Origin of the sequence: Streptomyces sp. NBC_00459 (genome assembly GCF_036013955.1) — a bacterium.
In the GTDB taxonomy this organism is placed as follows: domain Bacteria; phylum Actinomycetota; class Actinomycetes; order Streptomycetales; family Streptomycetaceae; genus Streptomyces.
The window spans coordinates 2535650-2560410 of the sequence record NZ_CP107903.1 but is presented as its reverse complement, the minus strand read 5'-3'; the positions used below and the strand labels follow the sequence as shown (position 1 = coordinate 2560410).

Annotated in this window: 21 protein-coding genes; 6 read left to right on the top strand and 15 right to left on the bottom strand. The window is 69.8% G+C overall.

Annotated features, from left to right (window positions below):
* Nucleotides 1–93 precede the first annotated feature (93 nt).
* The 3 genes from pulA (at nt 94) to OHN74_RS11200 (ending at nt 7743) form a co-directional block, all read left to right on the top strand.
* Nucleotides 94–5613 (top strand): pullulanase-type alpha-1,6-glucosidase, encoded by a 5520-nt coding sequence (gene pulA / locus OHN74_RS11210; RefSeq protein ID WP_443060368.1) that lies wholly within the window; start codon nt 94–96, stop codon nt 5611–5613.
* A gap of 71 nt (nt 5614–5684) precedes the next feature.
* Entirely contained in the window at nt 5685–7307 is a 1623-nt protein-coding gene (locus OHN74_RS11205; protein ID WP_327694403.1) for a fused response regulator/phosphatase, read from the top strand.
* 79 nt (nt 7308–7386) lie between these two features.
* On the top strand, nt 7387–7743 hold the full coding sequence (locus OHN74_RS11200) for a 5-carboxymethyl-2-hydroxymuconate Delta-isomerase (RefSeq protein WP_327694402.1): 357 nt from the start codon (nt 7387–7389) through the stop codon (nt 7741–7743).
* A 22-nt stretch (nt 7744–7765) separates the two neighbouring features.
* Here OHN74_RS11200 and OHN74_RS11195 read toward each other — a convergent pair whose 3' ends face one another.
* The 5 genes from OHN74_RS11195 to OHN74_RS11175 all read right to left on the bottom strand — a co-directional run bounded on the left by OHN74_RS11195 (nt 7766) and on the right by OHN74_RS11175 (nt 13116).
* Nucleotides 7766–8485: a TetR/AcrR family transcriptional regulator gene (locus tag OHN74_RS11195; RefSeq protein ID WP_327694401.1), complete on the bottom strand. Its 720-nt coding sequence runs from the start codon at nt 8483–8485 to the stop codon at nt 7766–7768.
* Nucleotides 8486–8541: 56 nt separating this feature from the next.
* Nucleotides 8542–9615, bottom strand: coding sequence for a PDR/VanB family oxidoreductase (locus tag OHN74_RS11190; protein WP_327694400.1), 1074 nt, complete (start codon nt 9613–9615; stop codon nt 8542–8544).
* Nucleotides 9615–10535, bottom strand: coding sequence for a metal-dependent hydrolase (locus tag OHN74_RS11185; RefSeq protein ID WP_327694399.1), 921 nt, complete (start codon nt 10533–10535; stop codon nt 9615–9617). Before OHN74_RS11185 ends, OHN74_RS11190 begins: the two co-directional genes overlap by 1 nt.
* A 69-nt stretch (nt 10536–10604) precedes the next feature.
* A complete protein-coding gene (locus OHN74_RS11180; protein WP_327694398.1) occupies nt 10605–12533 on the bottom strand; it encodes a hypothetical protein in 1929 nt (642 codons plus the stop codon).
* A gap of 73 nt (nt 12534–12606) precedes the next feature.
* A complete protein-coding gene (locus OHN74_RS11175) occupies nt 12607–13116 on the bottom strand; it encodes a tetratricopeptide repeat protein (protein ID WP_327694397.1) in 510 nt (169 codons plus the stop codon).
* Nucleotides 13117–13256: 140 nt separating this feature from the next.
* Between OHN74_RS11175 and OHN74_RS11170 the strand changes: the two genes are divergently transcribed.
* A complete protein-coding gene (locus OHN74_RS11170; protein ID WP_327694396.1) occupies nt 13257–13715 on the top strand; it encodes a hypothetical protein in 459 nt (152 codons plus the stop codon).
* Nucleotides 13716–13860: 145 nt separating this feature from the next.
* Here the strand turns inward: OHN74_RS11170 and OHN74_RS11165 are convergent, their stop codons facing one another.
* The 7 genes from OHN74_RS11165 to OHN74_RS11135 form a co-directional block, all read right to left on the bottom strand.
* Nucleotides 13861–15513, bottom strand: a complete 1653-nt coding sequence (locus tag OHN74_RS11165) for a DUF1996 domain-containing protein (RefSeq protein ID WP_327694395.1) — start codon at nt 15511–15513, stop codon at nt 13861–13863.
* 221 nt (nt 15514–15734) lie between these two features.
* Nucleotides 15735–16388 carry a response regulator transcription factor gene (locus OHN74_RS11160; protein WP_327694394.1) on the bottom strand — a complete coding sequence of 218 codons (654 nt, stop codon included), beginning with the start codon at nt 16386–16388 and terminating at the stop codon, nt 15735–15737.
* A complete protein-coding gene (locus tag OHN74_RS11155; RefSeq protein ID WP_327694393.1) occupies nt 16373–17653 on the bottom strand; it encodes a sensor histidine kinase in 1281 nt (426 codons plus the stop codon). The genes OHN74_RS11160 and OHN74_RS11155 overlap by 16 nt, the downstream gene beginning before the upstream one ends.
* 96 nt (nt 17654–17749) lie before the next feature.
* The gene (locus OHN74_RS11150) at nt 17750–18355 is read right to left on the bottom strand and encodes a winged helix-turn-helix domain-containing protein (protein ID WP_327694392.1); all 606 of its coding nucleotides are present in this window, start codon (nt 18353–18355) and stop codon (nt 17750–17752) included.
* Between the two features lie 349 nt (nt 18356–18704).
* Nucleotides 18705–19733, bottom strand: coding sequence for a glutamine synthetase (gene glnII, locus OHN74_RS11145; protein WP_327694391.1), 1029 nt, complete (start codon nt 19731–19733; stop codon nt 18705–18707).
* A gap of 331 nt (nt 19734–20064) precedes the next feature.
* The gene (locus OHN74_RS11140; protein ID WP_327694390.1) at nt 20065–20745 is read right to left on the bottom strand and encodes a hypothetical protein; all 681 of its coding nucleotides are present in this window, start codon (nt 20743–20745) and stop codon (nt 20065–20067) included.
* 97 nt (nt 20746–20842) lie between these two features.
* Nucleotides 20843–21214 (bottom strand): arsenate reductase family protein, encoded by a 372-nt coding sequence (locus OHN74_RS11135; RefSeq protein ID WP_327694389.1) that lies wholly within the window; start codon nt 21212–21214, stop codon nt 20843–20845.
* Between the two features lie 129 nt (nt 21215–21343).
* Here OHN74_RS11135 and OHN74_RS11130 point away from each other — a divergent pair, with 129 nt between their 5' ends.
* Entirely contained in the window at nt 21344–21652 is a 309-nt protein-coding gene (locus OHN74_RS11130) for a hypothetical protein (RefSeq protein WP_327694388.1), read from the top strand.
* Between the two features lie 157 nt (nt 21653–21809).
* Here OHN74_RS11130 and OHN74_RS11125 read toward each other — a convergent pair whose 3' ends face one another.
* Nucleotides 21810–22538: an alpha/beta hydrolase gene (locus OHN74_RS11125; protein WP_327694387.1), complete on the bottom strand. Its 729-nt coding sequence runs from the start codon at nt 22536–22538 to the stop codon at nt 21810–21812.
* Between the two features lie 254 nt (nt 22539–22792).
* Here OHN74_RS11125 and OHN74_RS11120 point away from each other — a divergent pair, with 254 nt between their 5' ends.
* Nucleotides 22793–23080, top strand: coding sequence for a hypothetical protein (locus tag OHN74_RS11120; RefSeq protein ID WP_327694386.1), 288 nt, complete (start codon nt 22793–22795; stop codon nt 23078–23080).
* 50 nt (nt 23081–23130) lie between these two features.
* Here OHN74_RS11120 and pspAB read toward each other — a convergent pair whose 3' ends face one another.
* Together pspAB and htpX are read right to left on the bottom strand one after the other, a co-directional pair.
* A complete protein-coding gene (gene pspAB, locus OHN74_RS11115) occupies nt 23131–23751 on the bottom strand; it encodes a PspA-associated protein PspAB (RefSeq protein WP_327694385.1) in 621 nt (206 codons plus the stop codon).
* 26 nt (nt 23752–23777) lie between these two features.
* Complete coding sequence (gene htpX, locus OHN74_RS11110; RefSeq protein ID WP_327694384.1) at nt 23778–24701, bottom strand: zinc metalloprotease HtpX; 924 nt, start codon at nt 24699–24701, stop codon at nt 23778–23780.
* Between the last annotated feature and the right edge of the window lie 60 nt (nt 24702–24761).

The following is a 24761-nucleotide window of genomic DNA, read 5'->3' as shown; positions in this document are numbered from 1 at the left end:
CATTACTTTCACAACCCTTGCTGTAAGCCTTTCGGCGGCGGTACGGTCGCGCGGGGTCGGACCCGAAGAGCCGTGATCGCAAGGAGTCCATCCGTGATACCGAGATGGCCGTCGCCGACAAGGCGCCGTACAGCCCATACAGCCCGCGTTGCCCGCACCACTCGTACCGCTCGAACCACCCGCACCGCACACGCCGGAAGAGTCGCCGCGCTCACCGTGACCGCGCTCGCCGCGGCCCTCGTCCAGCCCCTGGCCGCCGGGGCCGCCACCCCGCCCGCGCCCCCTTCCGACGCGAAGCTGGCTAAGACGGCCGCCCGCAACGACCTCACCCGTGAGCAGTTCTACTTCGTGCTGCCGGACCGTTTCGCCAACGGGGACAAGGCCAACGACAAGGGCGGCCTGACCGGGTCCCGCCTCGCCACCGGCTACGACCCCACCGACAAGGGCTTCTACCAGGGCGGCGACCTCAAGGGCCTCACCGGCAAGCTCGACTACATCAAGGGCCTCGGCACCACCGCCATCTGGATGGCGCCGATCTTCAAGAACGAGCCTGTGCAGGGGACCGGGGCGGACGCCTCCGCCGGGTACCACGGCTACTGGATCACCGACTTCACCCAGGTCGACCCGCACTTCGGCACCAACCAGGACCTCGAAACCCTCATCTCCAAGGCGCACGCCAAGGGTATGAAGGTCTTCTTCGACGTCATCACCAACCACACCGCCGATGTCGTCGACTACGAGCAGAAGTCCTACGACTACCTCTCCAAGGGCGCCTTCCCGTACCTGACCAAGGACGGCGAGCCCTTCGACGACGCCGACTACGCGGACGGCACCACGACCTTCCCGAAGGTCGACCAGGACTCCTTCCCGCGCACCCCCGTCGTCCCCGCCGCGAAGAAGAACACCAAGGTCCCGTCCTGGCTCAACGACCCGACGATGTACCACAACCGGGGCGACTCCACCTGGGCGGGCGAGTCCGCCACCTACGGCGACTTCGTCGGCCTCGACGACCTGTGGACCGAGCGCCCCGAGGTCGTCTCCGGCATGGAGAAGATCTACGAGAGGTGGGTCAGGGACTTCGACATCGACGGCTTCCGGATCGACACCGTGAAGCACGTCAACATGGAGTTCTGGACCCAGTGGGCCACCGCCCTGGACGCGTACGCGGCCGAGAAGGGCCGCGACGACTTCTTCATGTTCGGCGAGGTGTACTCCGCCGACACGTCCGTGACCTCCCCGTACGTCACCCAGGGGCGCCTGGACTCGACGCTCGACTTCCCCTTCCAGGACGCGGCCCGCTCGTACGCCTCCCAGGGCGGCAGCGCGCAGAAGCTCGCCTCGGTCTTCGGCGACGACTACAAGTACACGACGGACAAGGCCAACGCGTACGAGCAGGTCACCTTCCTCGGCAACCACGACATGGGCCGCATCGGGTCCTTCCTGCGACAGGACAACCCGAACGCCACCGACACCGAACTGCTCGCCAAGGACAGGCTCGCCAACGAGCTGATGTTCCTCAGCCGTGGCAACCCGGTCGTCTACTACGGCGACGAGCAGGGCTTCACCGGCGCGGGCGGCGACAAGGACGCCCGCCAGACGATGTTCGCCTCGAAGGTCACCGACTACCTCGACGACGACGAACTCGGCACCGACCGCACGCACGCGAGCGACTCGTACGACACGAGAGCACCGCTCTACCGGCAGATCAGTGCTCTCGCCAAGCTCCGCAAGGCCGACCCGGCCCTCACGGACGGCATCCAGACCGAGCGCTACGCTGCCGACGGCCCCGGGGTCTACGCCTTCTCCCGCACCGACGCCAAGTCCGGCACCGAGTACGTCGTGGCCTTCAACAACGCGCCCGAGGCGAAGACGGCGACCTTCGCCACCGGCTCGGCCAACATGGCCTTCAAAGGCATCTACGGAACCGACGCCAAGGTGACCAGCGGCACCGACCGCAAGTTCACCGTCACCGTCCCGCCCGGCACCGCGATCGTCCTCAAGGCCGCCGGCAAGCTCCCCGCGCCCGCCACCAAGCCCTCCGTCACCCTCACTGCCCCGCCCACCGGCGCCACCGGCACGGTGAACATCACCGCCGACGATGGGGGTACCTCCCGCTCGAGCGAAGCCGAGAGTGGGGGAGGCGGGCAGCTCAACCGCGTCGTCTTCGCCGCCCAGACCGGTAACGGCAAGTGGCAGAACCTCGGCTCCGCCGACCACGCGCCCTACCGGGTCACCCAGACCATCGCCAAGGACGTTGCCCCCGGAACGCTCCTGCGCTACAAGGCAGTTGTGATCGACCGCGCCGGACGCACGGCAAGCGCCATGGCGGCCTCCACCACGGGCACCCCGCCCGCCCCCGAGGTCCCCACGGCCTCCTCGCGCGACTACGCGGTCGTCCACTACAAGCGCGCGGACGGCGACTACACCGACTGGCGCCTGTACGCCTGGGGCGACATCGCCGACGGCGAGGGCACGACCTGGCCCGCCGGCCACGACTTCGTCGGGCGGGACGCGTACGGCGCCTTCGCCTACGTCAAGCTCAAGCCCGGTGCCTCCAGCGTGAGTTACCTCGTCATCGACAAGGACGGCAACAAGGACGTCTCCGCCGACCGCTCGATCGACGTCACCAAGACCGGCGAGATCTGGGCCGAGCAGGGCAAGGAAGCCGTCCTGACCCAGAAGCCCACCGCCGACTACCAGGACCAGGACACATCCAAGGCGGTCCTCCACTACCACCGCGCCGACGGCGACTACGACGGCTGGGGCCTGCACGTCTGGTCCGGCGCCGCGAACCCCACGGACTGGTCGAAGCCCCTGGAGCCGGTGCGGACCGACGCGTACGGCGCGGTCTACGAAGTGCCGCTCAACGCCGGTGCCACCAGCCTCAGTTACATCATCCACAAGGGCGACGAGAAGGACCTCTCCACCGACCAGGCACTCGACCTCAAGACCGACGGCCACGAGGTCTGGTTGCTGAACGGCCAGGAGAAGTACCTGCTCCCGCAGCCCGCGGGCAGCTCGGCCACCCTCGACCTGACCACCTCCAAGGCGGTCTGGATCGACCGGAACACCGTCGCCTGGAACGGCAACGACGCCGCCGCCTCCACCCAGTTGCTGTACTCCCGCACCGGCTCGATCACCGCGAAGAACGGCGCGCTGACCAGCACCGACGAGCGCTGGCTCCGCCTCGTCAAGTCGTCCCTCACCGACGCCCAGAAGGTAAAGTTCCCGCACCTCGCCTCGTACACCGCCTGGACGGTCGACCCGCGCGACCGCGACCGGGTCCGCGAGGCCCTGCGCGGCCAGATCGTCGCCTCCCAACGGGCCGCGAACGGCGCCATACTTGCCGCGACGGGTGTCCAGATCGCCGGCGTTCTCGACGACCTCTACGCCGCCGCGTCGAAGTCCGACCTCGGGCCGACGTTCAGCAAGGGCCGTCCGACCCTCTCCGTCTGGGCGCCGACGGCCCAGTCGGTGAAGCTCGACCTGGACGGCTCCACGGTCGCCATGAGGCGCGACGACACCACCGGCGTCTGGTCCGTCACCGGCGGCAAGTCCTGGAAGAACAAGCCTTATCGGTACGTCGTGAAGGTGTGGGCCCCGAGCGTCTCCGAGGTCGTCACCAACCACGTCACCGACCCCTACTCCGTCGCCCTGACCGCCGACTCCGAGCGCAGCCTCCTCGTCGACCTGGACGACAAGTCCCTGGAGCCGAGCGGCTGGACGTCGTACAGGAAGCCCAAAGCCGTGCCCCTGGGCGACGCCGAGATCCAGGAGCTGCACGTCCGGGACTTCTCGGTCGCCGACGACACGGTGCCCGCGAAGGACAGAGGCACCTACCTCGCCTTCACCGACAAGGGCAGCGACGGCTCCAGGCACCTCCGCGCGCTGGCGAGGGCCGGTACCTCCTACGTGCACCTCCTGCCCGTCTTCGACATCGCGACCATCCCCGAGAAGAAGGCCGACCAGGCGACCGTCGACTGCGACCTGTCCTCCTACGCCGCCGACTCCGACCAGCAGCAGGCGTGCGTCGCGAAGATCGCAGCGAAGGACGCGTACAACTGGGGCTACGACCCGTACCACTACACCGTCCCGGAGGGCTCGTACGCGAGCGACCCGGACGGGACGCGGCGCACCGTCGAGTTCCGGCAGATGGTGAAGTCGCTCAACAGCGACGGGCTGCGGGTCGTGATGGACGTCGTCTACAACCACACCCCGGCCGGCGGCCAGGCGAAGACGAGCGTCCTCGACAAGGTGGTCCCCGGCTACTACCAGCGGCTCCTCGCCGACGGTACGGTCGCCAACTCGACCTGCTGTGCCAACACCGCGCCCGAGAACACCATGATGGGCAAGCTCGTCGTCGACTCGATCGTCACCTGGGCCAGGGAGTACAAGGTCGACGGCTTCCGCTTCGACCTGATGGGCCACCACCCGAAGGCCAACATCCTGGCGGTCAGGAAGGCCCTCGACGCGCTCACCCTCAAGAAGGACGGCGTCGACGGCAAGAAGATCATCCTGTACGGAGAGGGCTGGAACTTCGGCGAGGTCGCCGACGACGCCCGCTTCGTCCAGGCCACCCAGAAGAACATGGCCGGTACGGGCATCGCGACCTTCTCCGACCGGGCCCGGGACGCCGTACGCGGCGGTGGCCCCTTCGACGAGGACCCGGGCGTCCAGGGCTTCGCGTCCGGGCTGTACACCGACCCCAACTCCTCGACGAGCAACGGCACTTCGGCCGAGCAGAAGGCCCGGCTGCTGCACTACCAGGACCTGATCAAGGTGGGCCTGACCGGCAACCTCGCCGCCTACCGCTTCACCGACACCGACGGTGAGGACGTCACCGGCGCCCAGGTCGACTACAACGGCCGGCCCGCCGGTTACGCGGACGCACCCGGCGACGCCCTCGCCTACGCCGACGCCCACGACAACGAGTCGCTGTTCGACGCGCTCGCCTTCAAACTGCCCGCCACGACGAGTGCCGCCGACCGGGCCCGTATGCAGGTCCTCGCGATGGCCACGGCCACCCTCTCGCAGGGCCCGGCCCTCTCCCAGGCCGGCAGCGACCTGCTGCGCTCCAAGTCCCTCGACCGCAACTCCTACGACAGCGGCGACTGGTTCAACGCCATCCACTGGAACTGCGCGGACGGCAGTGGCAGCGGAAACGGGTTCGGGCGCGGGCTGCCCATGGCGGCGGACAACGCCTCCAAGTGGCCTTACGCCAAGCCCCTGTTGACCACCGTCGGGGTCGGCTGCACACAGATCGAGGGCGCCTCGGCCGCGTACCGAGATCTGCTGAAAATCCGTACGACGGAGAGTGTCTTCTCCCTCGACACGGCCGGACAGGTGCAGTCGAAGCTCTCCTTCCCGCTGTCCGGCAAGGACGAGACACCCGGCGTCATCACCATGGAACTCGGCGACCTGGTCATCGTGTTCAACGCGACGCCACAGCGCAGTGAGCAGCGCGTCGGCCCGCTCGCCGGGACCTCGTACGCGCTGCATCCCGTGCTGCGGGCGGGAGCCGACCCCGTCGTCAAGTCGGCTTCGTACGAACGGGAGTCGGGCACGTTCGCCGTTCCCGGGAGAACCGTCGCCGTGTTCTCCCGCACCCCCTGACAAGGGCATTAGTCTGGTGGGGCAGACCAAGGACCTCGGTCTGCCCCACCGGTGTGTCCAAGGGCGGCCAGATGGACGGCAACGGCAAGTGGACCGACACCACCGTGCTCGTCGTGGACGCCACCGCGGCCGGCCGGAACGCGATGAGTGCCCTGCTCCGCCGTGCCGGTTACCAGGTCGTCCCGGTCGGTGGCGGGCACGAGGCGCTCGCCGAACTCGACGTACGGCTGCGCAAGGGCATCCTGCCCGACGTGGCGCTCATCGCCATGGACCTGCCTGGCGTGAGCGGGGTCGAGCTGTGCCGCCGGATCAAGACCCGGCCGCACATGGCCGGCCTGCCCGTCGTCCACTTCTCGGCCTCCTCCGAGTCCCCGGGGGACCGTCGCGACGGGCTGGAGGCGGGCGGGGAGGCGTTTCTGACGGTGCCCGCCGAGCCCGGGGAGATCGACGCGGTGCTGCGGGCCGCGGTGCGCGCCTCGCGGCTGAGAGCCGACGACCAGGCAGTGGCGCGGCGGCTGACCCGGCTGTCGGAGACGATCTTCACCATCCAGGCGGCCCGCTCCCTGCAGGAACTCGCCGACGCCGCCGCCGAGGGCGCCGCGCGGCTCACCGGCTCGCCCGCCGCGGTGTTCTTCCTCGGCCCGGACGACGAGCTGTACCGCGCCACCTCCCGCGACCGCACCACGCTCGACATGCCGGACGGGAGCGCCCACCGCGTCGTGGCGGGACTGCTCCGGCGGCTCACCCGCGGACAGAGCGGGGTGCAGATCACCACCGTGCCCTCGCCGCTGTGGCCCGCCGGGTTCTTCCGGCCGGGCATGGATCACGACGCCCGCCTGGTGCTGATCCCCACCGAGGACGGCAGGGCCTCGGTGTGCCTGGCCACGCCCACCCGCGGGACGCGCAGGGTGAACCCCGAGAACGAGTCCCTGGTGGCCCGGCTGGCCCAGGCCACCGTGCTCGCCGCCGAGCCGCTGCTCATGTACCAGGTCGAGCGGCATGTCGCCCTCACTCTCCAGCACAGCTTCCTGCCCCGCCCCGACCGGCTGCCCGACCTGCCCGGCATCGACGTCGTGGTCCGGTACGTGCCCGCGTCCCGGGACGCGGAGATCGGCGGCGACTTCTACGCCGCCCTGCGCACCGACGACGGAGTCCTCGCCGCGGTCGGTGATGTCGTCGGGCACTCGCTGGACGCGGCCACCGTCATGGTCGAGATCCGGCACGCGCTGCGCGCCTACTGCGTCGAGGAGTCCGATCCGGCCGTGCTCGCCGAGCGCCTCGACCGGATGCTCCAGCGCTACCACCCCGAGGTCACGGCCACCGTCTGCCTGGTCCACGTCGAACCGGGCACCGGGCGCACCCGTATCGCCAACGCGGGTCACATCCCGCCGCTGATCATCCGCGACGCCGGTACGGCCGACTACGCCAAGGCCTCGGGCCCGCTGCTCGGCGTGGGCCTCGCCCATCCGCCGCCCACCGAACTGTTCCTCGAACCCACCGACCGGCTCCTCATGATCACCGACGGCCTGATCGAGACCCGGGGAACAGACCTGGCGGACTCCCTGGAACACCTGCGTGCCGCTGCCTCCGGCGCGCTGCCCGGCCTGGACGCCCTGTGCGACACGTTGCTGGTCTCCTTCGGGCACGACCGGGAGGACGACATCGCGATGCTGGCGCTGCGGCTCGCTGACTAGGGCCGACGGCCAGGTTCAATGATCAGGGCCAACGGCTAGGGTGTGATGGCCGTGCCGTCGTAGAACAGGGGTTTGACCCATGCCGCAGATCACCGTCGACTACTCGGGTCCGCTGACCGAGGCCTTCGACCGGCGCGCGTTCGCGCTCGCGCTGCACGAGGAGGTCGTCGCCACGGCGAAGGCGAAGCCCGAGGCGTGCAAGACGCAGTTCCGCCGCACCGAGGACGCCACGGTCGGCGCGGACAGCGACGGCCACGCGATCGTGCACGTCTGGATCGGCATGCTCACCGGGCGCACGGTGGAGACGAAGGCCCAACTGACCGAAGCGGTACTGGAGTTGGTGCGCACCCATGTGAAGCCCGTCGAGGGGCTCGCCCTGCACGCCTCGGTCGAGGTCCGCGAACTCGACGACTCCTACCGGAAGTTCGACAGCTGACCCGTCGTTCGGGTCACGGAGGTCACGAGGCGAGCGAGATGAGCCGTGCGACCAGGTCGCTGAACGGGCCGTCGGCGGGCTCCTGTTTGAGCATCCGGCGCAGCAGCGCGGCCATCTCCTCGTCATAGGCGGCGCTCACGGCGGCCAGCGCCGCGAAGTCGTGCACCAGCTGGGCCTCCAGCTCACCGCGCGGCACGCGCCGCCCGTCCAGCCAGATCAGCGCGGTCGACTCGACGAGCGATATCCACGTCCGGATGACCAACTCCAGCCGGGCGGGCGCCTCTTCGACGTCCAGGTCCAGATGCGACAGGATCTGGACGTATGCGGCCTGTCGTACGGCGTCGATGAGCGCGTTCGTCGCCGAGGCGCTGTTCGAACGCACCTCGTCCGCGGACACCGCCGGACCACCGCGCATCAACGCCGCGAAGCCGGGCCCGTGTTCTTCGACGAAGTCGAAGAACCGGCGCATCACCCGCAGCAGTCGCGCACCCAGCGGACCCTCGTGCGGCTCCACGAACCGGCCCGCCAGATCGTCCGACGCCCGCTTCAACGCGGCCTCGTACAGGCTGAGTTTGCCGGGAAAGTAGTGGTAGACCAGTGGGCGCGAGATGCCCGCGGCCGACGCGATCTCATCGATGGAGACCTCGTCGGGCGAGCGGCGGCTGAACAGTTCGAGGGCGACGCCGATCAACTGCTGCCGGCGTTCCTCGACTCCCATTCTGCGGCGAACCCCGGTTGTCATGCGAACACCTTACCGATCGGATACGGCCCGCAACGGACGGGTCCGACCGAGGATGTTCACAAATCCAGCACAAGTGGACTCCGTCGTGCCCGCGACACACAGATCAGCATCGAGTCGGCCCGCTCGGCATCGGTCAGCAGCTCGTCGCGATGCTCGACCTCCCCCGCGAGCACGCGCTGTCGGCAGGTCCCGCAGAACCCCTGCTCGCACGAGTACGCGGTGTCCGGCAGCTCCGCCCGTACGGCGGCGAGTACGGTCGAGTCGGCGGCCACCGTCAACGTCCGCCCGCTGCGCCGGAGTTCGACCTCGAAAGGCTGGTCGCCCCCGCTCGACGCCCGCGAGGTGAAGCGCTCCAGGCGCAGCACGGCACCCTCGGGAATCCGGGCCTCGACCGCCGCCATCAGCGCCTCGGGGCCGCAGCAGTGCACGGCGGTGCCCTCGGGCAGGTCCGCCGCCACACCCGCGAACAGCGCGTCGAGGTCGGGCAGCCCGTCCTCGTCCTCCGCGACGACTCTCACCCGGTCGCCGCCCGCGCCCAGTTTCTCGATCTCGGCGAGGTACGGCATCGAGGCCCGGCTGCGGCCCCCGTACAACAGCCGCCATTCCAGGCCTGGTCGGGCGTTCACCGCCCGGAGCATCGGCAGGATCGGGGTGATGCCGATACCGCCCGCCACGAAGACGTAGGCCGGGGCCGGGGCGAGCGGGAAGCGGTTGCGCGGGCCGCGCACCTCGACCGTCATGCCCGCCCGCAGCCCCTCGTGCACCTCGCGCGAGCCTCCGCGCCCGTCCGGCACCAGCCGCGTGGCGACGGTGTACGACGAGGTGTCCGCCGGGTCCCCGCACAGCGAGTACTGCCGCACGAGCCCCGACGGCAGCACCAGATCGAGATGCGCCCCCGGCTTCCAGCCCGGCAACTCCCGTCCCTCCAACCGTAGTTGTACGACGCCGTCGGCGACCGTCTCATGCGCGGCGACCGTCAGCCGCAGGGCCCGGGAGCGGGGCCGGCCGGAGACGGGTTCCGCCAGCGCGGGCAGCGGCCACAGCGGCGAGCCCTCGATCCGGCGGCGCATGGCCCGCCGGGCGAGCAGCGCGGCCCCGGCGGTGAGCGCGAGAGCCAGCGGCCGGGGCATCAGGCGGCACCCCTGTCGGCGGCGACGGCGGCGGGGGAGGAGGCCAGATAGGCGACGGCCTGCTCGGTGGAGCCCTCCTGGGACGGGTGGTAGTCCCGGGCGAGATAGCGCGGCACCGATCTCACCATGGCCCGGGTCGACGGCAGCAGACCCCGCTTCCCGCGCACGTAGAAGCCCCGGAAGGTCGGCTTGCGGAGGTTCGGAGCCGGGTCGTTCGCCATGAAGAACCGCACCCCGCGCTGCCACAGGAAGAACAGTGCCAGCAGCCCCGTCAGCCAGGTCCGTACGCGCCGCCGGTAGCCCCCGTCGACGTGGGTGAACAGGTCGAAGGCGACCGACCGGTGCTCGACCTCCTCGGCGCCGTGCCAGCGCAGCAGGTCCAGCATGGTGGGGTCGGCGCCGCGCCGGTCCAGCTCCGAGGCGTTGAGTATCCAGTCGCCGAGAAACGCCGTGTAGTGCTCGATGGCCGCGATGACGGCGACCCGTTCCATGAGCCACCACTTGCGGGCCCGGCGGCCCGGCAGGAGGAACCGGTCGCCGAGCAGCTTCTCGAAGAGCCAGTCGACCTGGGCGGTGTACGGCGTCGGATCGAGCCCCGACTCCCGTAGATGCGGGAGGACTTCGTCGTGGGCCTGGGAGTGCATGGCCTCCTGCCCGATGAACCCGACGACGTCCGCCCGCAGCCGTTCGTCACGGATGTACGGCAGCACCTGCTTGTACACGTGCACGAACCACCGCTCACCGGCGGGCAGCAGCAGATGCAGCACGTTGATGGTGTGCGAGGTGAACGGATCCCCCGGCACCCAGTGCAACGGGGTGTCCTCCCAGGAGAAGGACACCTTGCGCGCCTTGAGCGGTGTGTGCGGCGGCATGAGCGGTGGAACGTGCTCGTCGGGTGCGGGACCGGGGCTGTTGGACATGGCGTCAATGTACTGACGGGTAGCCGGTGGGGAAACCCTTCTGCGCCGACTTGTTGACGCCGGTGTCAGCTAGCGCAACCCGCCGATGGCCCGCCCGTCCTTCAACGTTCCCTTCAGCCCGGCCTGAGCGCCCTGCTGGGTCTTCGCCGCCAGCAGGGCACCCCGCGTCGACGAACTGACCCCGCCCGTCGCCGTGATCGACGCCGTGTTCTCGGCACCCGCGGCCAGCATGTACCACTCACCCGCCCCCGACTTCCACAGCACCCCGGCGAGCACGTTCGGGTCGCGGGGACCGCACGCCGGACTGCTCTCGGACCTCGCCGCGACCGCCCCGTACGTCCCGCCGGGCGTGTGGAACTGGGCCAGCACCCGCGCGCCCTCACCCCGCCAGGTCTCGGCGCGGGTGCACACCCAGTCGGCGGCGCCGCTCGCGTCGGGCAGCGGCTGCTCGGCGTACTGCCAGGCGTTCACGGAGCGCACCCCCTGGGAGTGCATCGCGGCGAGGGAACAGGCGAAGGGTGACCACGTCGCCAGCGCCGCCGGAGAAGAGGCCTCGCGGAGTGCGGTCGGGCGGCCCGAGGTGAGGTGGGCCGGGACGAGTTCGCCGAGGTCGCTCAGCAGACGGGCGCCACCGGCGTCGGTCACCTGGAGCGTGTGCCAGGACCGGCAGACGCCTTTCTGCGCGATGGGGCTGGCCAGCGGCCCGGCCACCCCGTCGGTCAGCCCCAGGTCGACGGGTGTCCCGGCCGGCTTGCGCAGGTCCCGCATCTCGGCCCTCAGCACCCAGGGCGCCGTCAGATAGCGGACGTTGCCGTCGGCCCGGTCGAGGACCACCGCGTCGGCCTCGGCGCCGGTCGCGCCGTCGACACGGGCGAAGTCGAGGGCGGCCCCGCTGGTGCCGTCCTTCGGTTCGGCGTACCGGGCGATGCGCAGACCGTCGTACAGGATCACCACGTGGGCGGTGTCGACCGTGCCCGCGTACAGGAGCTGGGGCGGGCCGGCCGGGCCGCCGGACGGGGTGCCCGGCGTCGCCGAGACCTGGACCGTCTCGCCGGGGCGGGCCCAGACGGCGAGGGCGCGGCGCAACAGGGCGCTGTCGCCGACGAGGTCACCGCGTGCGGGCCAGACGGAGAAGTCGGTGCGAGCCGAGGTCTTCCAGGCGGCGGCCGGTACGAGCGTCAACCGGGCCGGGTCCAGGGCGGCTTCGGCGGCCGGGTTCTTCGCGTAGGCGGGGGCGGCGGCGCCGTCCGGGGCCCAGCTGTCGCCGGGCATGCCGAGCAGCGCGCCGCACACCGCGACGGCCGTGGCGGCGACGAGCGCCGCCTTCAGGTGCTGCCTGCGCCGCATCAGGTCGGTGGGGCGGGCCTGGAGCGAACAGGGGTCGAACTCGGCGGAGTCGAGCAGCGCGTAGTGCGCCGGGACCTCGTCCGCCTCGCGCAGCGCCTCGGTCGGCCGGTCGACCCCGGCGGCCTCCAGCGCGGTGCGTACGTCGGAGTCCGGGAGCTTCTCCAGACCGCGCAGGACGTACGCGGCCCGGGCGGGGCCGGAGAGGGCCGACAGCCGCTGGTCCAGGGCGAGTTCCTCGGCGCCACCCGAACGCGGGAAGAGCCGCAGACCCCACACCTGGGGGAGCAGCGGCGGCAGTTGCGACCGCTTCGGCAGCGTGCGGCCCCGCCAGGGCTGCCCCGCCGAGAGCGCCGTACGCAGCACCTGGAGGCGGACGAGTGCGTAACCGGGGTCGCCCGCGCGGCCCTTCGGCTGGGCCGGGATCGCGGCCGTGGCCGTGCGTCCCCTGGGCAGCGCGCGCTGGGTGAGGGCGTGCGCGGTCAGGACACGCCGGTTGCGGCCGAGGCTCGGCGGCAGCACCAGATAGGCGAGCCGGACGAGCCGGGGGTAGTGCTCGACGAGCGCGGCCTCGGCCTGCTCCACGTCGACGACGGGGCGGCCCTTGGCGCTGTTACCGGTGGTGGGGCTGAAGGCGACATCCTGTGACTGCACGTTCAGCAGAACGAGCGAATGGTCGGATGGTCACCTGGCCGTCCGGGCCGGCCGTCGAAGTCGGGTGTCGGAGTCAGTCGTCCGGGTCGGTCAGCAGGCGGGCGTAGTTCGCCATCGACCGCTGGTAGCGCGGCAGATGGGGAGCGAGGGCGCCGAGGACCAGCGCGAGACCCTCACGGTCGCGACCGAGGCTGGACAGACACAGCGCCAGACACGCTCGTACGGCGTCGTCCAACTCGTCGGAGGGGGCGTCCAGTTCGGGTGTGAGCAGCTTGACGCCCTCCTCGGCCCGTCCGAGGTTCCGCAGCGAACTCGACAGCTGGATCTTGGCGCGTCGGCCCTTGTATCCGCTGTGTTCGCTGAGCCCGAGCGCGAGAGCCTCCCGGTAGAGCGGCTCCGCCCGGTCCGAGTGACCCGTCGAGTCCCAGGCGCATGCCTGTTCGAATTGGGCCAGGGGGCTGTCGGCGGGCAGTTCCGCGACGAGGCCGTCGATCACGGCGCGGAAGTCGGCACCGTGGTCCTCGTCGTAGTCGTCGAAAGTGGCCCAGGCCGCGACCACACGCTCTTCCCAGTCTGCGTTCACTTGCCCACTCTCGCACACGCGTTCCCTGATTGAGTGGTCTGTGCCCCGCAGCCGTATCGAGAGCGAGAGCTCCTCGACGGGGCCTCCCGCGGCATGGGCCGAGAGTAATGTCGGCGGCGAACGGACCGGAGGACGAACAGATGATGGTGACGCGACCGAAGCTCGCGGCTGCCGCGGTCACAGCCGTGGCAGCGCTGGCACTGACGGGCTGCTCAGGCGGCGACAGCGATCAGGCGGCCAAGGCGATCGACGCCACGCCGGTCGCCGCGACCGGCAGCCTGGAGCAGCTCGCGAGCAAGGCGGGCTGCAAGCCGATCATGCAGATCGACGCCGACGAGCTCCGCCAGGCCGCCTGCAAGACCACCACCTACGGCAAGTTCCTTCTCCTGACCTACGCCACCGACCGCGGCCAGCGCGAGTGGATCAACGGCGCCAAGGACTACGGCGGCTTCTACCTCCTCGGCCGCAAGTGGACCGCGGTCGGCGACCAGAAGGTGATCGCGAAGCTCCAGACCAAGCTCGGCGGGACCGCCGAGGTGGGTGCCGACCACCACGCGGGCGGCGGCGAGGCCACCCACTCGGCCGGCCACGGCGGCTGAGCGGAAGCGGGAACAAGCAGGGTCGAAGCGGGAACGAGAAACCCGGGATCGACCCCGAGAGCGACAGAGAACGAGAAAGCCGGTGGCGGGAGAACCCGCCACCGGCTTTCTCATGTGGTCCACCGTCGGTGGACCACTGGTGGTTCTACTGGCACTTCTTGCCGGTGTTGATGCAGTTGACCATCTTGTTCATCGTGTTCTGGGAGAAGAAGTTGATGAAGTCGTTGTGGTCGGTGATCGGCTTGTGCAGGTTCTCCGGGAAGGAGTCCACCGCGTACGGGTTCACGACCGTGCCGTTCTGCAGCTTCGGGGCCGGAACGTTGTAGACCAGACGGACCTGGAGCTGGGGGATCGCCTTGAAGCCGTTGGCGCAGGTGCCGTCGGCCTGGACGAAGGCCACGTGAGTGCGGTGGTTCGCACTGTCGATGTTCTGGCCGTCCCAGCAGCTCTGGAAGGCGGTCGTACGGACCACGGCGCTGCCCTGCGGGCAGATCGGGTACTTGTCCTTCAGCTGCACCTTGTTCTCGAAGCCGGTGCAGCTCCAGTTCACGTTGGCGTTGGCGTTGCCGTTGACGAAGGCCTTGGCGTCACCGGTGATGATGCGCAGGGCGGTCGGCATCGCGACGACGTTGCCCTTCTTGTTGCCGACGAACTTGATCTGCGCCTGGGAGGCCTGCAGGATCTTGCCGACGTTGCCTTCCTTGCCACCGCCGTCGTTGTTCTGGTCGAAGTCCTGCGAACCGTCCTGCAGACGCAGCACCGGCCAGAAGTAGGACGACTTGTCGCCCTGGTTCTGGCAGCTGGTCTGGGCCGCGGCCAGTTCCTGGTCGCTCGCGAAGGCGTCGTTGCTCTGGTTGCCGACGTAGTCGTGCAGGTGGTGCGCACCGTTGCTGACACCGGGGGCCACGATCACGTTGTCCGTGTTGTGGTTGTCGTTCCCGTTGGTGCCGCACTTGGTGGTGAAGGAGCCACGCGAGCCGCTGTTGCCGTTGGCGGCGAGCCCGTTCGCGCCCACACCCAGCTGGGCGTTGCCCTGGACCTTGGTGATGTCGACGAAGTCGGCAGCCACCGGACCGTTGCCGCCCTGGCCACCACCGCCGGCGTTGCCCGCGCCGGCGTTGCCGGCACCAGCGTTACCCGCACCGGCGTTGCCCTGGCCACCGTTGTTCTGGCCGTTGTTCTGGCCGTTGTTGTTCTGACCCTGGCCATTGTTGTTCTGGCCCTGACCGTTGTTGTTCTGGCCACCGTTGTTCTGGTTGCCGTTGTTGTTCTGGTTGTTCTGGCCGTTGCCCTGGTTGTTGTTGCCCTGGCCGGCGTTGGTCTGCGGCGCGGCCGCGACAGCGGTGCACTGGGCGAACTGCCCCAGGTTGTCGGCTCCGGAGCCACCAGCGCGCTTGATGTTGATCCGGATCCGGTCGATCGCGGCGAACCGCTTGTCCTTCAGCGGACCGACGATCGCGTTCTGTACGAAGCTCGCGTCACCTGCCTGGGCCTGCCGGGTGGAGGCGAGGCGTGCGTAGGCCTCGGTGATCTGGTTGTCCAGATTCGCGAGCTCCCTGTCCACGCCGGCGCGGGCACCGCTGGGGACGTTCGAGAGCTTCTGGCCCACGTCCGGGCAGTCGATCGTGGCGATCTGCGCGGCAGCGGCCTTGGTCTGGTTCTGGGCGCCGTTCTCCTCGTGTGCGGAGGCGTAGAAATTCGCCCAGACAAGTCCACCACCACCGATCGCGAGGGCCGCGGATGCGGCCACGGCGCGAACGGCCAGTGGTGAGCGTCGTTTACGTGCATTGCGTCCCATGGAACTCCTCTGACTTCCTTGCGGGGCTATCGAGGCGCCCGACAGGAGTGAAGCGGCGTCATTCCATACGAGGGGGACCTCAGGAGTGTTCAGCCGCCTCAGAAATTGATGAGAGATTCGTAGGACAATTCAGCCTGAACTCCACCGGTTGTACCGGGAGTTGCGGATCTCTTACGGCAAGTGTTCGGCGGGGAGTGAATATCATCGACTTTGGCGTACTTTCAACGCCCCTGGTCGAGATAGGTGAGTACCGCCAGGACGCGACGGTTGTCGTCGTCCGACACCTCAAGTCCCAGTTTGGCGAAGATGTTCGACGTGTGCTTGGCGATCGCCCGCTCCGTGACAACGAGATGCCCAGCGATCGCCGCGTTCGAACGTCCCTGAGCCATGAGTTCCAGCACCTCCAGCTCCCTGGGCGTCAGCCGCCCCAGCGGCCGGCCGTCCCCGGCGCGCCCCGCCAGCAGCTGCTGGATCACCTGCGGGTCCATGGCGGTGCCGCCCGCCGCGACCCGTCGTACGGCGTCCACGAACTGCTCCGCGTCGAACACCCGGTCCTTGAGCAGATAGCCGACCCCGCCCACCCCGTCGGCCAGCAACTCCCGTGCGTACAGCCGTTCCACGTGCTGCGACAGCACCAGCACCGGCATCCCGGGCCGCGACCGGCGGGCCCGCAGCGCGCACTGCAGCCCCTCGTCGGTGTGCGTGGGCGGCAGGCGTACGTCGACCACGGCGACGTCCGGTGCCAGCTCGGCGAGCGCCCGGTCCAGCTCGGGTCCGCTCTCCACCGCCGCGGCGATCTCGAAGTCGTACGCCTCCAGCAGCCGGACCAGTCCGTCGCGCAGCAGGAACAGGTCTTCGGCTAGGACAACCCGCAAGGAATCTCCATGGTCACCACGGTGGGACCGCCAACCGGACTGCTGACGGCCAGGACACCGTCGAATGTACCGATTCGCCGCTCCACCCCGGCCAGCCCCGACCCGCCTCCGACCCGTGCCCCGCCCCGCCCGTCGTCGGTGACGGCGATCCGCAACGAGCCGTCCGCGTACCGCAGATCGATCCACACCCGCTCGGCGCCGGAGTGCTTGACGGCGTTGGTCAGCACCTCGCTCACCGCGAAGTAGGCCGCCGACTCGACGGGAGCCTCCACCCGGCCGCCCTCCACATCCACCGTGACCTCGGTGTCCAGCGGCAGCCGCAGCGCCAACGCCCGTACGGCATCGCCCAGTCCGCGCTCCGCCAGCACCGGCGGATGGATGCCGTGCACCAGGTCGCGCAGCTCGGCCAGCGCCTCCGCGGAGGACTTCCGGGCCCGCGCGAGCAACTCCCGCGCCTTCTCGGGGTTCTTCTCGATGAGCGCCTCGGCGGTCCCCAGATCCATCCCCACGGCGATCAGCCGCGCCTGCGCGCCGTCGTGCAGGTCCCTCTCGATACGCCGTAGTTCGGCGGCGGAGGTGTCCACGGCGTCCCGCCGCGACTCGGTCAGCACCCGCACCCGCTCACGGAGTTCACCGCGTCCGGCGCCCAACAGCGCTCGCGTGAACAGGAAGTGGAGGCGCAGCAGGGCAGGCGTCAGGTGGTACGAGGCTACGAGGAGTACGGCCCCCAGGGCGCCGGCGGCGAGTGCGCTGCCCGGTCCGCCGATGGGCACGAAGGCGTACCACCAGCCGACGTACGTCCCGTCCGTGAACACCCGCCACAGCCCGAGCGCCAGCGCGAACCCCTCGAAGGGGTAGAAGACCAGCACGGCCGGCACCAGCGCGGTGACGGACCCGAGCACCACATCGAGCGGCAGCCACGCGGACTCCCGCCAGGTCGCCGGATCGCGCAGCACCCCGAAGGCCCGCGCCCACCGTCCCGCGTCCGCCGCCGGCACCCGGTACCGGGGCGGGATCCGCACCCCGCCCCACCGCACGGCCGTCAGCCGCCGCCAGTCGGCCCACGCCCGCACCCACATGACGACCCGGGGCGTGGTGAGGAGACCGATCCCGAGGACGGGCACCAAGGAGAGGGAGACGAGGAGGAGCGCGAACAGCGGCACCGACCCGGCGATCGAGGCGACGGCCAGCAGCAGCCCCCGAGCACCCGCGAGCACACAAGCACGAACTCGAACCTGAACTCGGGCGGTGACGGTGTCGTCCATGCGGTCAGTCTCGCCGAGCACGCCCCGTCAGGTCACGGGCCCGAACACCCGTACCAGGGGGTGGTGCCAGCGACACCCCCTGGCAGGAGCGAGAGGTCAGCGGGCGGTCGGGGGCGTGTACTTGTACCCCACCCGCCGAACCGTCTGGATCGCCTGCCGGTGCTCCGCACCGAGCTTGCGGCGCAGCCGGGCGATGTGGACGTCGACGGTACGGCCGTCCCCCACGTGCCCGTAGCCCCACACCGTGGTGACCAGCTGGTCGCGGGTGTGTACCCGGCCCGGGTGGGCGACGAGATGGGCGAGCAGTTCGAACTCGAGGTACGTGAGATCCAGCGGACGTCCGTCGACCTCGGCGGTGCGCTGCACGTCGTCGACGCGTACGAGATGACGGCCGCTGTCGGTCCGGGGCTGTTCCGGGGCCACGGCCGGGGCCGGCAGTTCCGGGTCCGGGAGCGCGAACGGCATGACGGGCGGCTGCTGGTCGGCCGGTACGAGCACCAGGTAGCCGATCATCGGCGGCTGGCCCGGCAGCGTGGGCAGGGTGTGCGGGGGAGCGGGCAGCCAGGTGGCGCCCGGCGGCAGGAAGTCCCTGACGTCGACCACCTCGTCCCGGTCGACGGCGCGCAGCCGGTGCCGGGCGGTGCCGCCGGGAGAGGCAGGGGAGAGGGGGGCCAGAGGGGGGAGAGTACGAGTGGTCGCCATGAGAGGTCAGCTCTTTCGCGCGAGGAGTTCGTCGGGGACGTACGTCGTGCGCGTCGGCGGAAGACCGAGAGGTACGGCGTCAGAAGGGCCGTACGGCTGGTGTTAGAGGGCCGACGCGTTCATCGCGCGACAACACACCCGGTCGAAGTCGTGGTGCTGGCGGGAAGGCCAGAAGGGCTCGAGGTCGTGGCGACCTGTCGCGATGCACTTCTGGAAGCTGGCCATGGGTCCATTGAAGCAGAGAAGGGGCGAAGCAGAGAAGGGGTGTCCACCGTCCGGTGGACACCCCTTCTCACTATCTGGGATCAGGCTGAAGCCAGATGGGGATCAGGCGGGAATCAGGCGGGAATCAGACCTGTCCGGCCTTCTCCAGGGCGGAGCAGCAGGTGTCGACGATGAGCCGCGTCACGAGGTACGGGTCGACGTTGGCGTTCGGGCGGCGGTCCTCGATGTAACCCTTGCCGTCCTGCTCGACCTGCCACGGGATACGGACCGAGGCGCCACGGTTGGAGACGCCGTACGAGTACTCGTTCCACGGGGCGGTCTCGTGCAGGCCGGTGAGGCGGTCGTCGATGCCGGCGCCGTAGTGCTTGACGTGGTCGAGCGGCTTCGAGCCCTCGCCGAGGGACTCGCACGCGGTGATGATCGCGTCGTAGCCCTCGCGCATCGCCTTCGTGGAGAAGTTGGTGTGCGCACCGGCGCCGTTCCAGTCGCCCTTCACCGGCTTAGGGTCCAGCGTCGCGGAGATGCCGAAGTCCTCGGCGGTGCGGTAGAGCAGCCAGCGGGCGATCCACAGCTGGTCGGAGACCTCCAGCGGGGAGACCGGGCCGACCTGGAACTCCCACTGACCGGGCATGACCTCGGCGTTGATGCCGGAGATGGCGAGACCGGCCTTGAGGCAGTTCTCCAGGTGGGCCTCGACGATCTCGCGACCGAAGATCTCGTCGGCGCCGACACCGCAGTAGTAGCCGCCCTGGGGGGCCGGGAAGCCGCCCTCGGGGAAGCCCAGCGGACGGGCGCCGTCGAAGAAGGTGTACTCCTGCTCGATGCCGAAGATCGGCTCCTGAGCGGCGAACTTCGTGGCGACCTCGACCAGCGCGGCACGCGTGTTGGACGAGTGCGGCGTCATGTCGATGTCGAGGACCTCGCACATGACGAGGATGTCGTCACCGCCGCGGATCGGGTCCGGGTAGGAGGCGACCGGCTTGAGCACGCGGTCCGAGGAGTGCCCCTCGGCCTGGTTCGTGGAAGATCCGTCGAAGCCCCAGATCGGCAGCTCGGCGCCCTTGGCGTCGTCGGCCAGAATCTTGGTCTTGGAGCGGAGCTTGGCCGTCGGCTCGGTGCCGTCGATCCAGATGTACTCGGCCTTGAAGGTCACGGGGACACATCCTTCGGGGTGGGTCTCTATGCGCACTTTGCGGGTGCTGCGGTGCTGCGGCACTGAGGCACCGCGCCATTGCCCGGAAGCCTGTCAACAGGCGATTTCCCGATCATTGCTCGAATGTGAACCCCGTGTTACCTGGTGTTCTTGTGGCGCGTTTCACGTGGGGAGGACGGCACGGACCGCTGAGGGGAGACGAGAGGAAACGAGGGGGAGCGCTCCGGGACTCGTATGCGAAGGGGTTGGAGAATTCCGGGAAACGGACGGGTCCTGCCGCCCCTGGCCGGGAGCGACAGGACCCTTGTCCGAGCAGGTCAGCGCCGGATCCTCACCCCACCTTCTCGATCAGTGCCCGGCGGATCAGGAACTTGCCGGGTTCGCGAACCTGCTCGAAGGCCGCGTTGTTGAGCAGCGCGCAACTGCCGGAGACCGAAGTGACCTGCACCGTCGTGGACTTGTTGTTGTCCAGGTTGGTGACACGCAACGTGGTCCCGGCGGGGAACTGGTTGCTGGACGCGGCGGGTTCCCCGCCCTCCCCGGAGAGGGTGACGGTGGAGCCGTCGCAGACCTGCTGCCCGTCCGCGGGCTCTGCCGGGTCGGCGGGGTCGGCCGGGTCGGCCGGTGTGACAGGCGAAGCGGGCGAGGTGGTCCGGTCAGGCGACTCGGGTGACGCGGGCCGGGTGCCGGGCTGTGTGACCTGGGAGTCCTGAGCCGACTCCCCAACCACGCACCCGGACGCCTCCTGCTGGACCTTGATCTGCGCGACGACCGCGTCACGGTTCGCGATCCGGGCCGCCGACTGGGCGTCGGGGCTGGTCCGTTGGTCCGCGATGAACTTCTGGTTGTTGCCGAGGGCGGTGGCGAGCCCCTGGCAGACGGTCGAGTCCGCGGCGGTCTGCGCCGCGTTGGACGTGGCGGCCATGGCGAAAGCCCCACCGCCCGCCACCACGCCGGCACCGATCAACAGCGCCAGCTTCTTCTTCGTACTGACAGTTCTCCTGCGCGACATGCGCGCCTCCTGAAGAGATAGGGGAGCGTACGTCGCTATGTACGAGATATCGAACGAGGTCATTCAGCAGTCGCCGGGGCCACCGAAGTGACATACATCACGCGGGTGGGCGCCGGGCCAGCGCGCTCCGCACGGCCTCGTCCGTGCGAGCGACGACGGCACTGCCGTCATCGGCGGTGATGATGGGCCGCTGGATGAGCTTGGGATGTGCGGCGAGAGCGGCGACCCACTGCTCCCGGTCCTCCGCCTCCCGGCCCCACTCCCTCACTCCCAACTCCTTGGCGACGGCTTCCTGGGTCCGGGTGATGTCCCAGGGTTCGAGCCCGAGCCGGTCGAGTACGCCGCGAATCTCGTCCTCGGTGGGCAGGTCCTCCAGGTAGCGGCGGACGGTGTATTCGGCGCCCTCGGCGTCGAGCAGCGACAGGGCGCCGCGGCACTTTGAGCAGGCCGGGTTGATCCAGATTTCCATGGGGCTCACGGTACGCCAGAGGCCTTGTGGCCAGGGGCTTTTGTCAGTGCCGGGCAGTAGAATAGAAGCAGTGTTCGAGGGTGTCGCCGGGGGGTCCGGCGCCACCCTGACCGCGACAGGAGGATGCCTGTGCCCGCTGCCGCTCTCAAGCCGATGCCCACCCAGTCCACCGCCAAGAGGGGGGTCCTGCTCGAACTGCCGTGCGCCCCCGTGGAGAAGCGCCCGCTGCCGCCGGGGCGCCCCCGCGAGTGGTACGTCACGCACAACCGCCGACTCAAGGCGATGCGGCTCGCGATCGCCCTGCTCGACTCCGGCGTCTACATGCCGAACCAGGCCCGCAACGAAACGATCCGCGGCGCGGCGGATCTGATCGGCGTCCACCCGCCGTCGGAAACGACGTGCCACATGGTACGAGCCCTGATGCGCTACTCGCGCTGAACGGTCGCCGGGTGCCCTGTCTGTCCCAGGGGCACCCGGCCCTTCTTTCCAGCCCGTCCGGCGTTTGAGGACGAGGCCCGTTCAGGGCCGTAGGGGGGTCTGGGGGCGCAGCCCTCAGGGATGGGACATGTAGGGGCGGCGGGGGCGAAACCCCTGCTCACCCCACCCCCTTCAGCACCGCGTCCACGAACTCCCGCCGCTCCTCCGGATGTTCACGCAACCTGAGCCCCAAGAAGTGGTCCGCGTCCGGCAGTTCAAGCCGAGTGAACCGCGCCCGCGCCGCCAGAGCCTCCGCCACCGACTCCGTCACCTCACCCGGAATGACGTGATCGGTCCCCGGTACCACCAGCACCGCCCGCCCCGCGAATGCCCGCAACACACCCAGGGCTGGCGCCTCGCGCCAACTGCCCGGCGTCCTGATCAACTCGCTGAAGCGGCCGCTCCCCTCGCCGAACGGCACATCCCACGCCTCGGCGCCGTACACGGCAGGCGCGCACAACCCCACACCGGCGACCCGTTCGCCGAAGTGCCCGACAAGATCGGCCACCGTCTGCCCGCTCATGCTGAACCCCACCAGCACGAGCGGCCTGCCCGCCGGGACCCGCGCACCGATGACACCGACGGCCTGCTCGAACCGCCGCCGCAGGCTCAACTCCCGCAGCTCACCCGTACTTTCACCGTGCCCGGAGAAGTCGAAGGCGAGCCCCTGGCAGCCGCGCGCGACGAACTCGGCGAGCAACGGCACCAGCCGCTCCTTGCTCCCGTTGCCGGCGCCGTGCAGCAGAACGACGGCGGCCCCGCCCGAATCCCCGTCCCCGGCACCCCCGTACACCCCGCTGAGTCGTTCACCGTCGACCTCGTGCACGAAGGAAAGCAGCTCGCTCATACGCCCATTCACTCACGCCACTCGCGTCACACACACCGCGAAATCCGGATGCGCGGACTCCTCTGCCGTCCCTACGCTGGACAGGCGCAGCGGAGCCGTCCAGACCGCTTCCCGCCGGACAGGCATGACTTGCGGGACTCGGGGCTACTCTCTACGCACCGACGGACGGACGCCCACCCCCAGCGCCCCGCCCGACGCACACCCTCACCCACCTCACCGCTCAGACATCCACGTCACTCACAAGGAGTCCCGTCATGGGCACCTTGATCATTTCCGCGACCGTCGTTCTGATCATCATGGGATTCAAGAACAGCGTCCTGTGGCTCGCCGCCGCCGGCCTGCTCTACGTCTACTTCCGCTACGGCCGCACGGGGAGCGGCACGGCGACCTCCTCGTCCGGAGGCGGCGGCCCGGCCGCGGGCTCCACGCCGGCCAGCTACCGCGCCTACCGCCAGCGCCGGGACCAGCAGGCCAGGTGGGAGCGCCGCTACCGCCGCGAGCGCCCTGTCCAGACCCGCCGTCAGGACCGCCGAAGCAAGTAAAGAAGCAAGTAAGGGAAGTCGGAAGGGGGTAAGCCTCCGGTCGGTCCGTCTCACAGACCGGGGGCACCCCACACCGGGAACCAGCGGCTCAGGTCCTGCTCGATCCGCAGATCCCCGGCGAGCGCGGCCCGCACCTGCAACTCGAGCGCGCTGTCCCGCCGTTGACCTTCACCGTCGGCCAACGGCGAGAAGGGATAGAAGGTCCCACGCTTGTACAGATAGACAAGCCCAAGCCGCCGAGCCCCCTGACCCGATGCTCCTGACCCCCCTGAACCCCCCACGTCCTCGAACCCGACCACCGAACACAGCAGCTGAGGCCCGAACCCACTCGCCTCCAGCGCGCTGTTGACCGCGTGCAGATCCCCGACGAGCGCCGGCAGTTCCTCCGGCCCGCGCCGTGACACCAGCCACGAGTATCCGTACTCGTCCCGGACCAGCTCGACAGGCGGCCCGGTCCGCTCCGCATCCGCGTCGAGCAGTGCCTGCACCTCGTTGCGTACGTCGTCGAAGGCAGCGCCCTCCACCGAGGCGAAGCACACCGAACCCCCGCCCGTGGGCGTGAAACCGGCCGCGGCCTGGAGAGTGACGGCGGCCGACGGCAGCCCGAAGAGCCGGTCGAGATCGGGCGCGACGGGCTTGGTACGCCCGAGCAGAATGTCCAGCAGCCCCATGGGTTCCGTTCTCCTCGCTCCTCAGCTCACGAGTTTCCTGCGCCGGGAGCCGCCACCTCGCCCAACTCGCCGGAGATCCGACCCAGTTGGTCGAGCCGCTGCTCCAGACTCGGGTGGGTGGAGAAGTACCGGGCCAGGCCCGGCTCCTTGCCGAGGGCGGGCGTGAAGTAGAAGGCGTTGAAGGCCTGCGCGGTCCGCAGGTCCTTCGACGGGATCCGCGCGATGTCGCCGGAGACCTTGGTGAGCGCGGAGGCCAGCGCCGAGGGCCGTCCGGTGAGCAGCGCGGCGGAGCGGTCGGCGGCCAGTTCCCGGTACCGGGACAGGGCACGGATCAGCAGGAAACTGATCGTGTACACGGCCGCGGAGACGCCCATCACCGCCATGAAGATCACGGCGGTGTTCTGGTCCCGGCGGCCCCCGCCGAACATCTGCGAGTAGAAGGCGAACCGCACGATCAGCCCGGCGATGACGCCGAGGAAGGACGCGACGGTGATCACGGCGACGTCCTTGTGCGCGACATGCGACAGCTCGTGCGCGAGCACGCCCTCAAGCTCCTCCGGTTCCAGCCGCCGCAGCAACCCGGTGGTCACACACACCACGGCGTGATCGGCGTTCCGTCCGGTCGCGAACGCGTTCGGCATATCCATGTCCGAAACGGCGACCACGGGCTTGGGCAGGTCGGCCACCGCACACAGCCGGTCGATCACCCCGTGCAACTGGGGGTACTCCTCGCGCTCCACGACCCGCCCGCGCATCGCGAACAGGGCGACCCGGTCGGAGAACCAGTACTGCGCGCCGAGGAACCCCGCCGCGACCACCACGACCAGCACCCAGGACTTCAGCAACACGATCAACGCGGCGACAAAGGCCACGTACAGCAGTCCGAGCAGAAACAGCGTGACCGTCATCCGCACGGTCAGTCGCCGGTCGCTCCGCATTCGGTTCGGCATCCGTACCACCCCGCAGTCAGGCACTCGCCCCACTGCCCAGTGTGCACCCGCCCCGTCCCA

What these genes read in the sequence shown, in the direction of transcription:
- OHN74_RS11205 (WP_327694403.1), top strand. Translation starts at nt 5,685, where the DNA reads ATGGACGGCAACGGCAAGTGGACCGACACCACCGTGCTCGTCGTGGAC.
- OHN74_RS11125 (WP_327694387.1), bottom strand. Translation starts at nt 22,538, where the DNA reads ATGAGCGAGCTGCTTTCCTTCGTGCACGAGGTCGACGGTGAACGACTC.
- OHN74_RS11120 (WP_327694386.1), top strand. Translation starts at nt 22,793, where the DNA reads ATGGGCACCTTGATCATTTCCGCGACCGTCGTTCTGATCATCATGGGA.
- OHN74_RS11200 (WP_327694402.1), top strand. Translation starts at nt 7,387, where the DNA reads ATGCCGCAGATCACCGTCGACTACTCGGGTCCGCTGACCGAGGCCTTC.
- OHN74_RS11190 (WP_327694400.1), bottom strand. Translation starts at nt 9,615, where the DNA reads ATGCCCCGGCCGCTGGCTCTCGCGCTCACCGCCGGGGCCGCGCTGCTC.
- OHN74_RS11155 (WP_327694393.1), bottom strand. Translation starts at nt 17,653, where the DNA reads ATGGACGACACCGTCACCGCCCGAGTTCAGGTTCGAGTTCGTGCTTGT.
- OHN74_RS11170 (WP_327694396.1), top strand. Translation starts at nt 13,257, where the DNA reads ATGATGGTGACGCGACCGAAGCTCGCGGCTGCCGCGGTCACAGCCGTG.
- OHN74_RS11135 (WP_327694389.1), bottom strand. Translation starts at nt 21,214, where the DNA reads ATGGAAATCTGGATCAACCCGGCCTGCTCAAAGTGCCGCGGCGCCCTG.
- OHN74_RS11150 (WP_327694392.1), bottom strand. Translation starts at nt 18,355, where the DNA reads ATGGCGACCACTCGTACTCTCCCCCCTCTGGCCCCCCTCTCCCCTGCC.
- OHN74_RS11195 (WP_327694401.1), bottom strand. Translation starts at nt 8,485, where the DNA reads ATGACAACCGGGGTTCGCCGCAGAATGGGAGTCGAGGAACGCCGGCAG.
- htpX (WP_327694384.1), bottom strand. Translation starts at nt 24,701, where the DNA reads ATGCCGAACCGAATGCGGAGCGACCGGCGACTGACCGTGCGGATGACG.
- OHN74_RS11185 (WP_327694399.1), bottom strand. Translation starts at nt 10,535, where the DNA reads ATGTCCAACAGCCCCGGTCCCGCACCCGACGAGCACGTTCCACCGCTC.
- pspAB (WP_327694385.1), bottom strand. Translation starts at nt 23,751, where the DNA reads ATGGGGCTGCTGGACATTCTGCTCGGGCGTACCAAGCCCGTCGCGCCC.
- OHN74_RS11165 (WP_327694395.1), bottom strand. Translation starts at nt 15,513, where the DNA reads ATGGGACGCAATGCACGTAAACGACGCTCACCACTGGCCGTTCGCGCC.
- OHN74_RS11140 (WP_327694390.1), bottom strand. Translation starts at nt 20,745, where the DNA reads ATGTCGCGCAGGAGAACTGTCAGTACGAAGAAGAAGCTGGCGCTGTTG.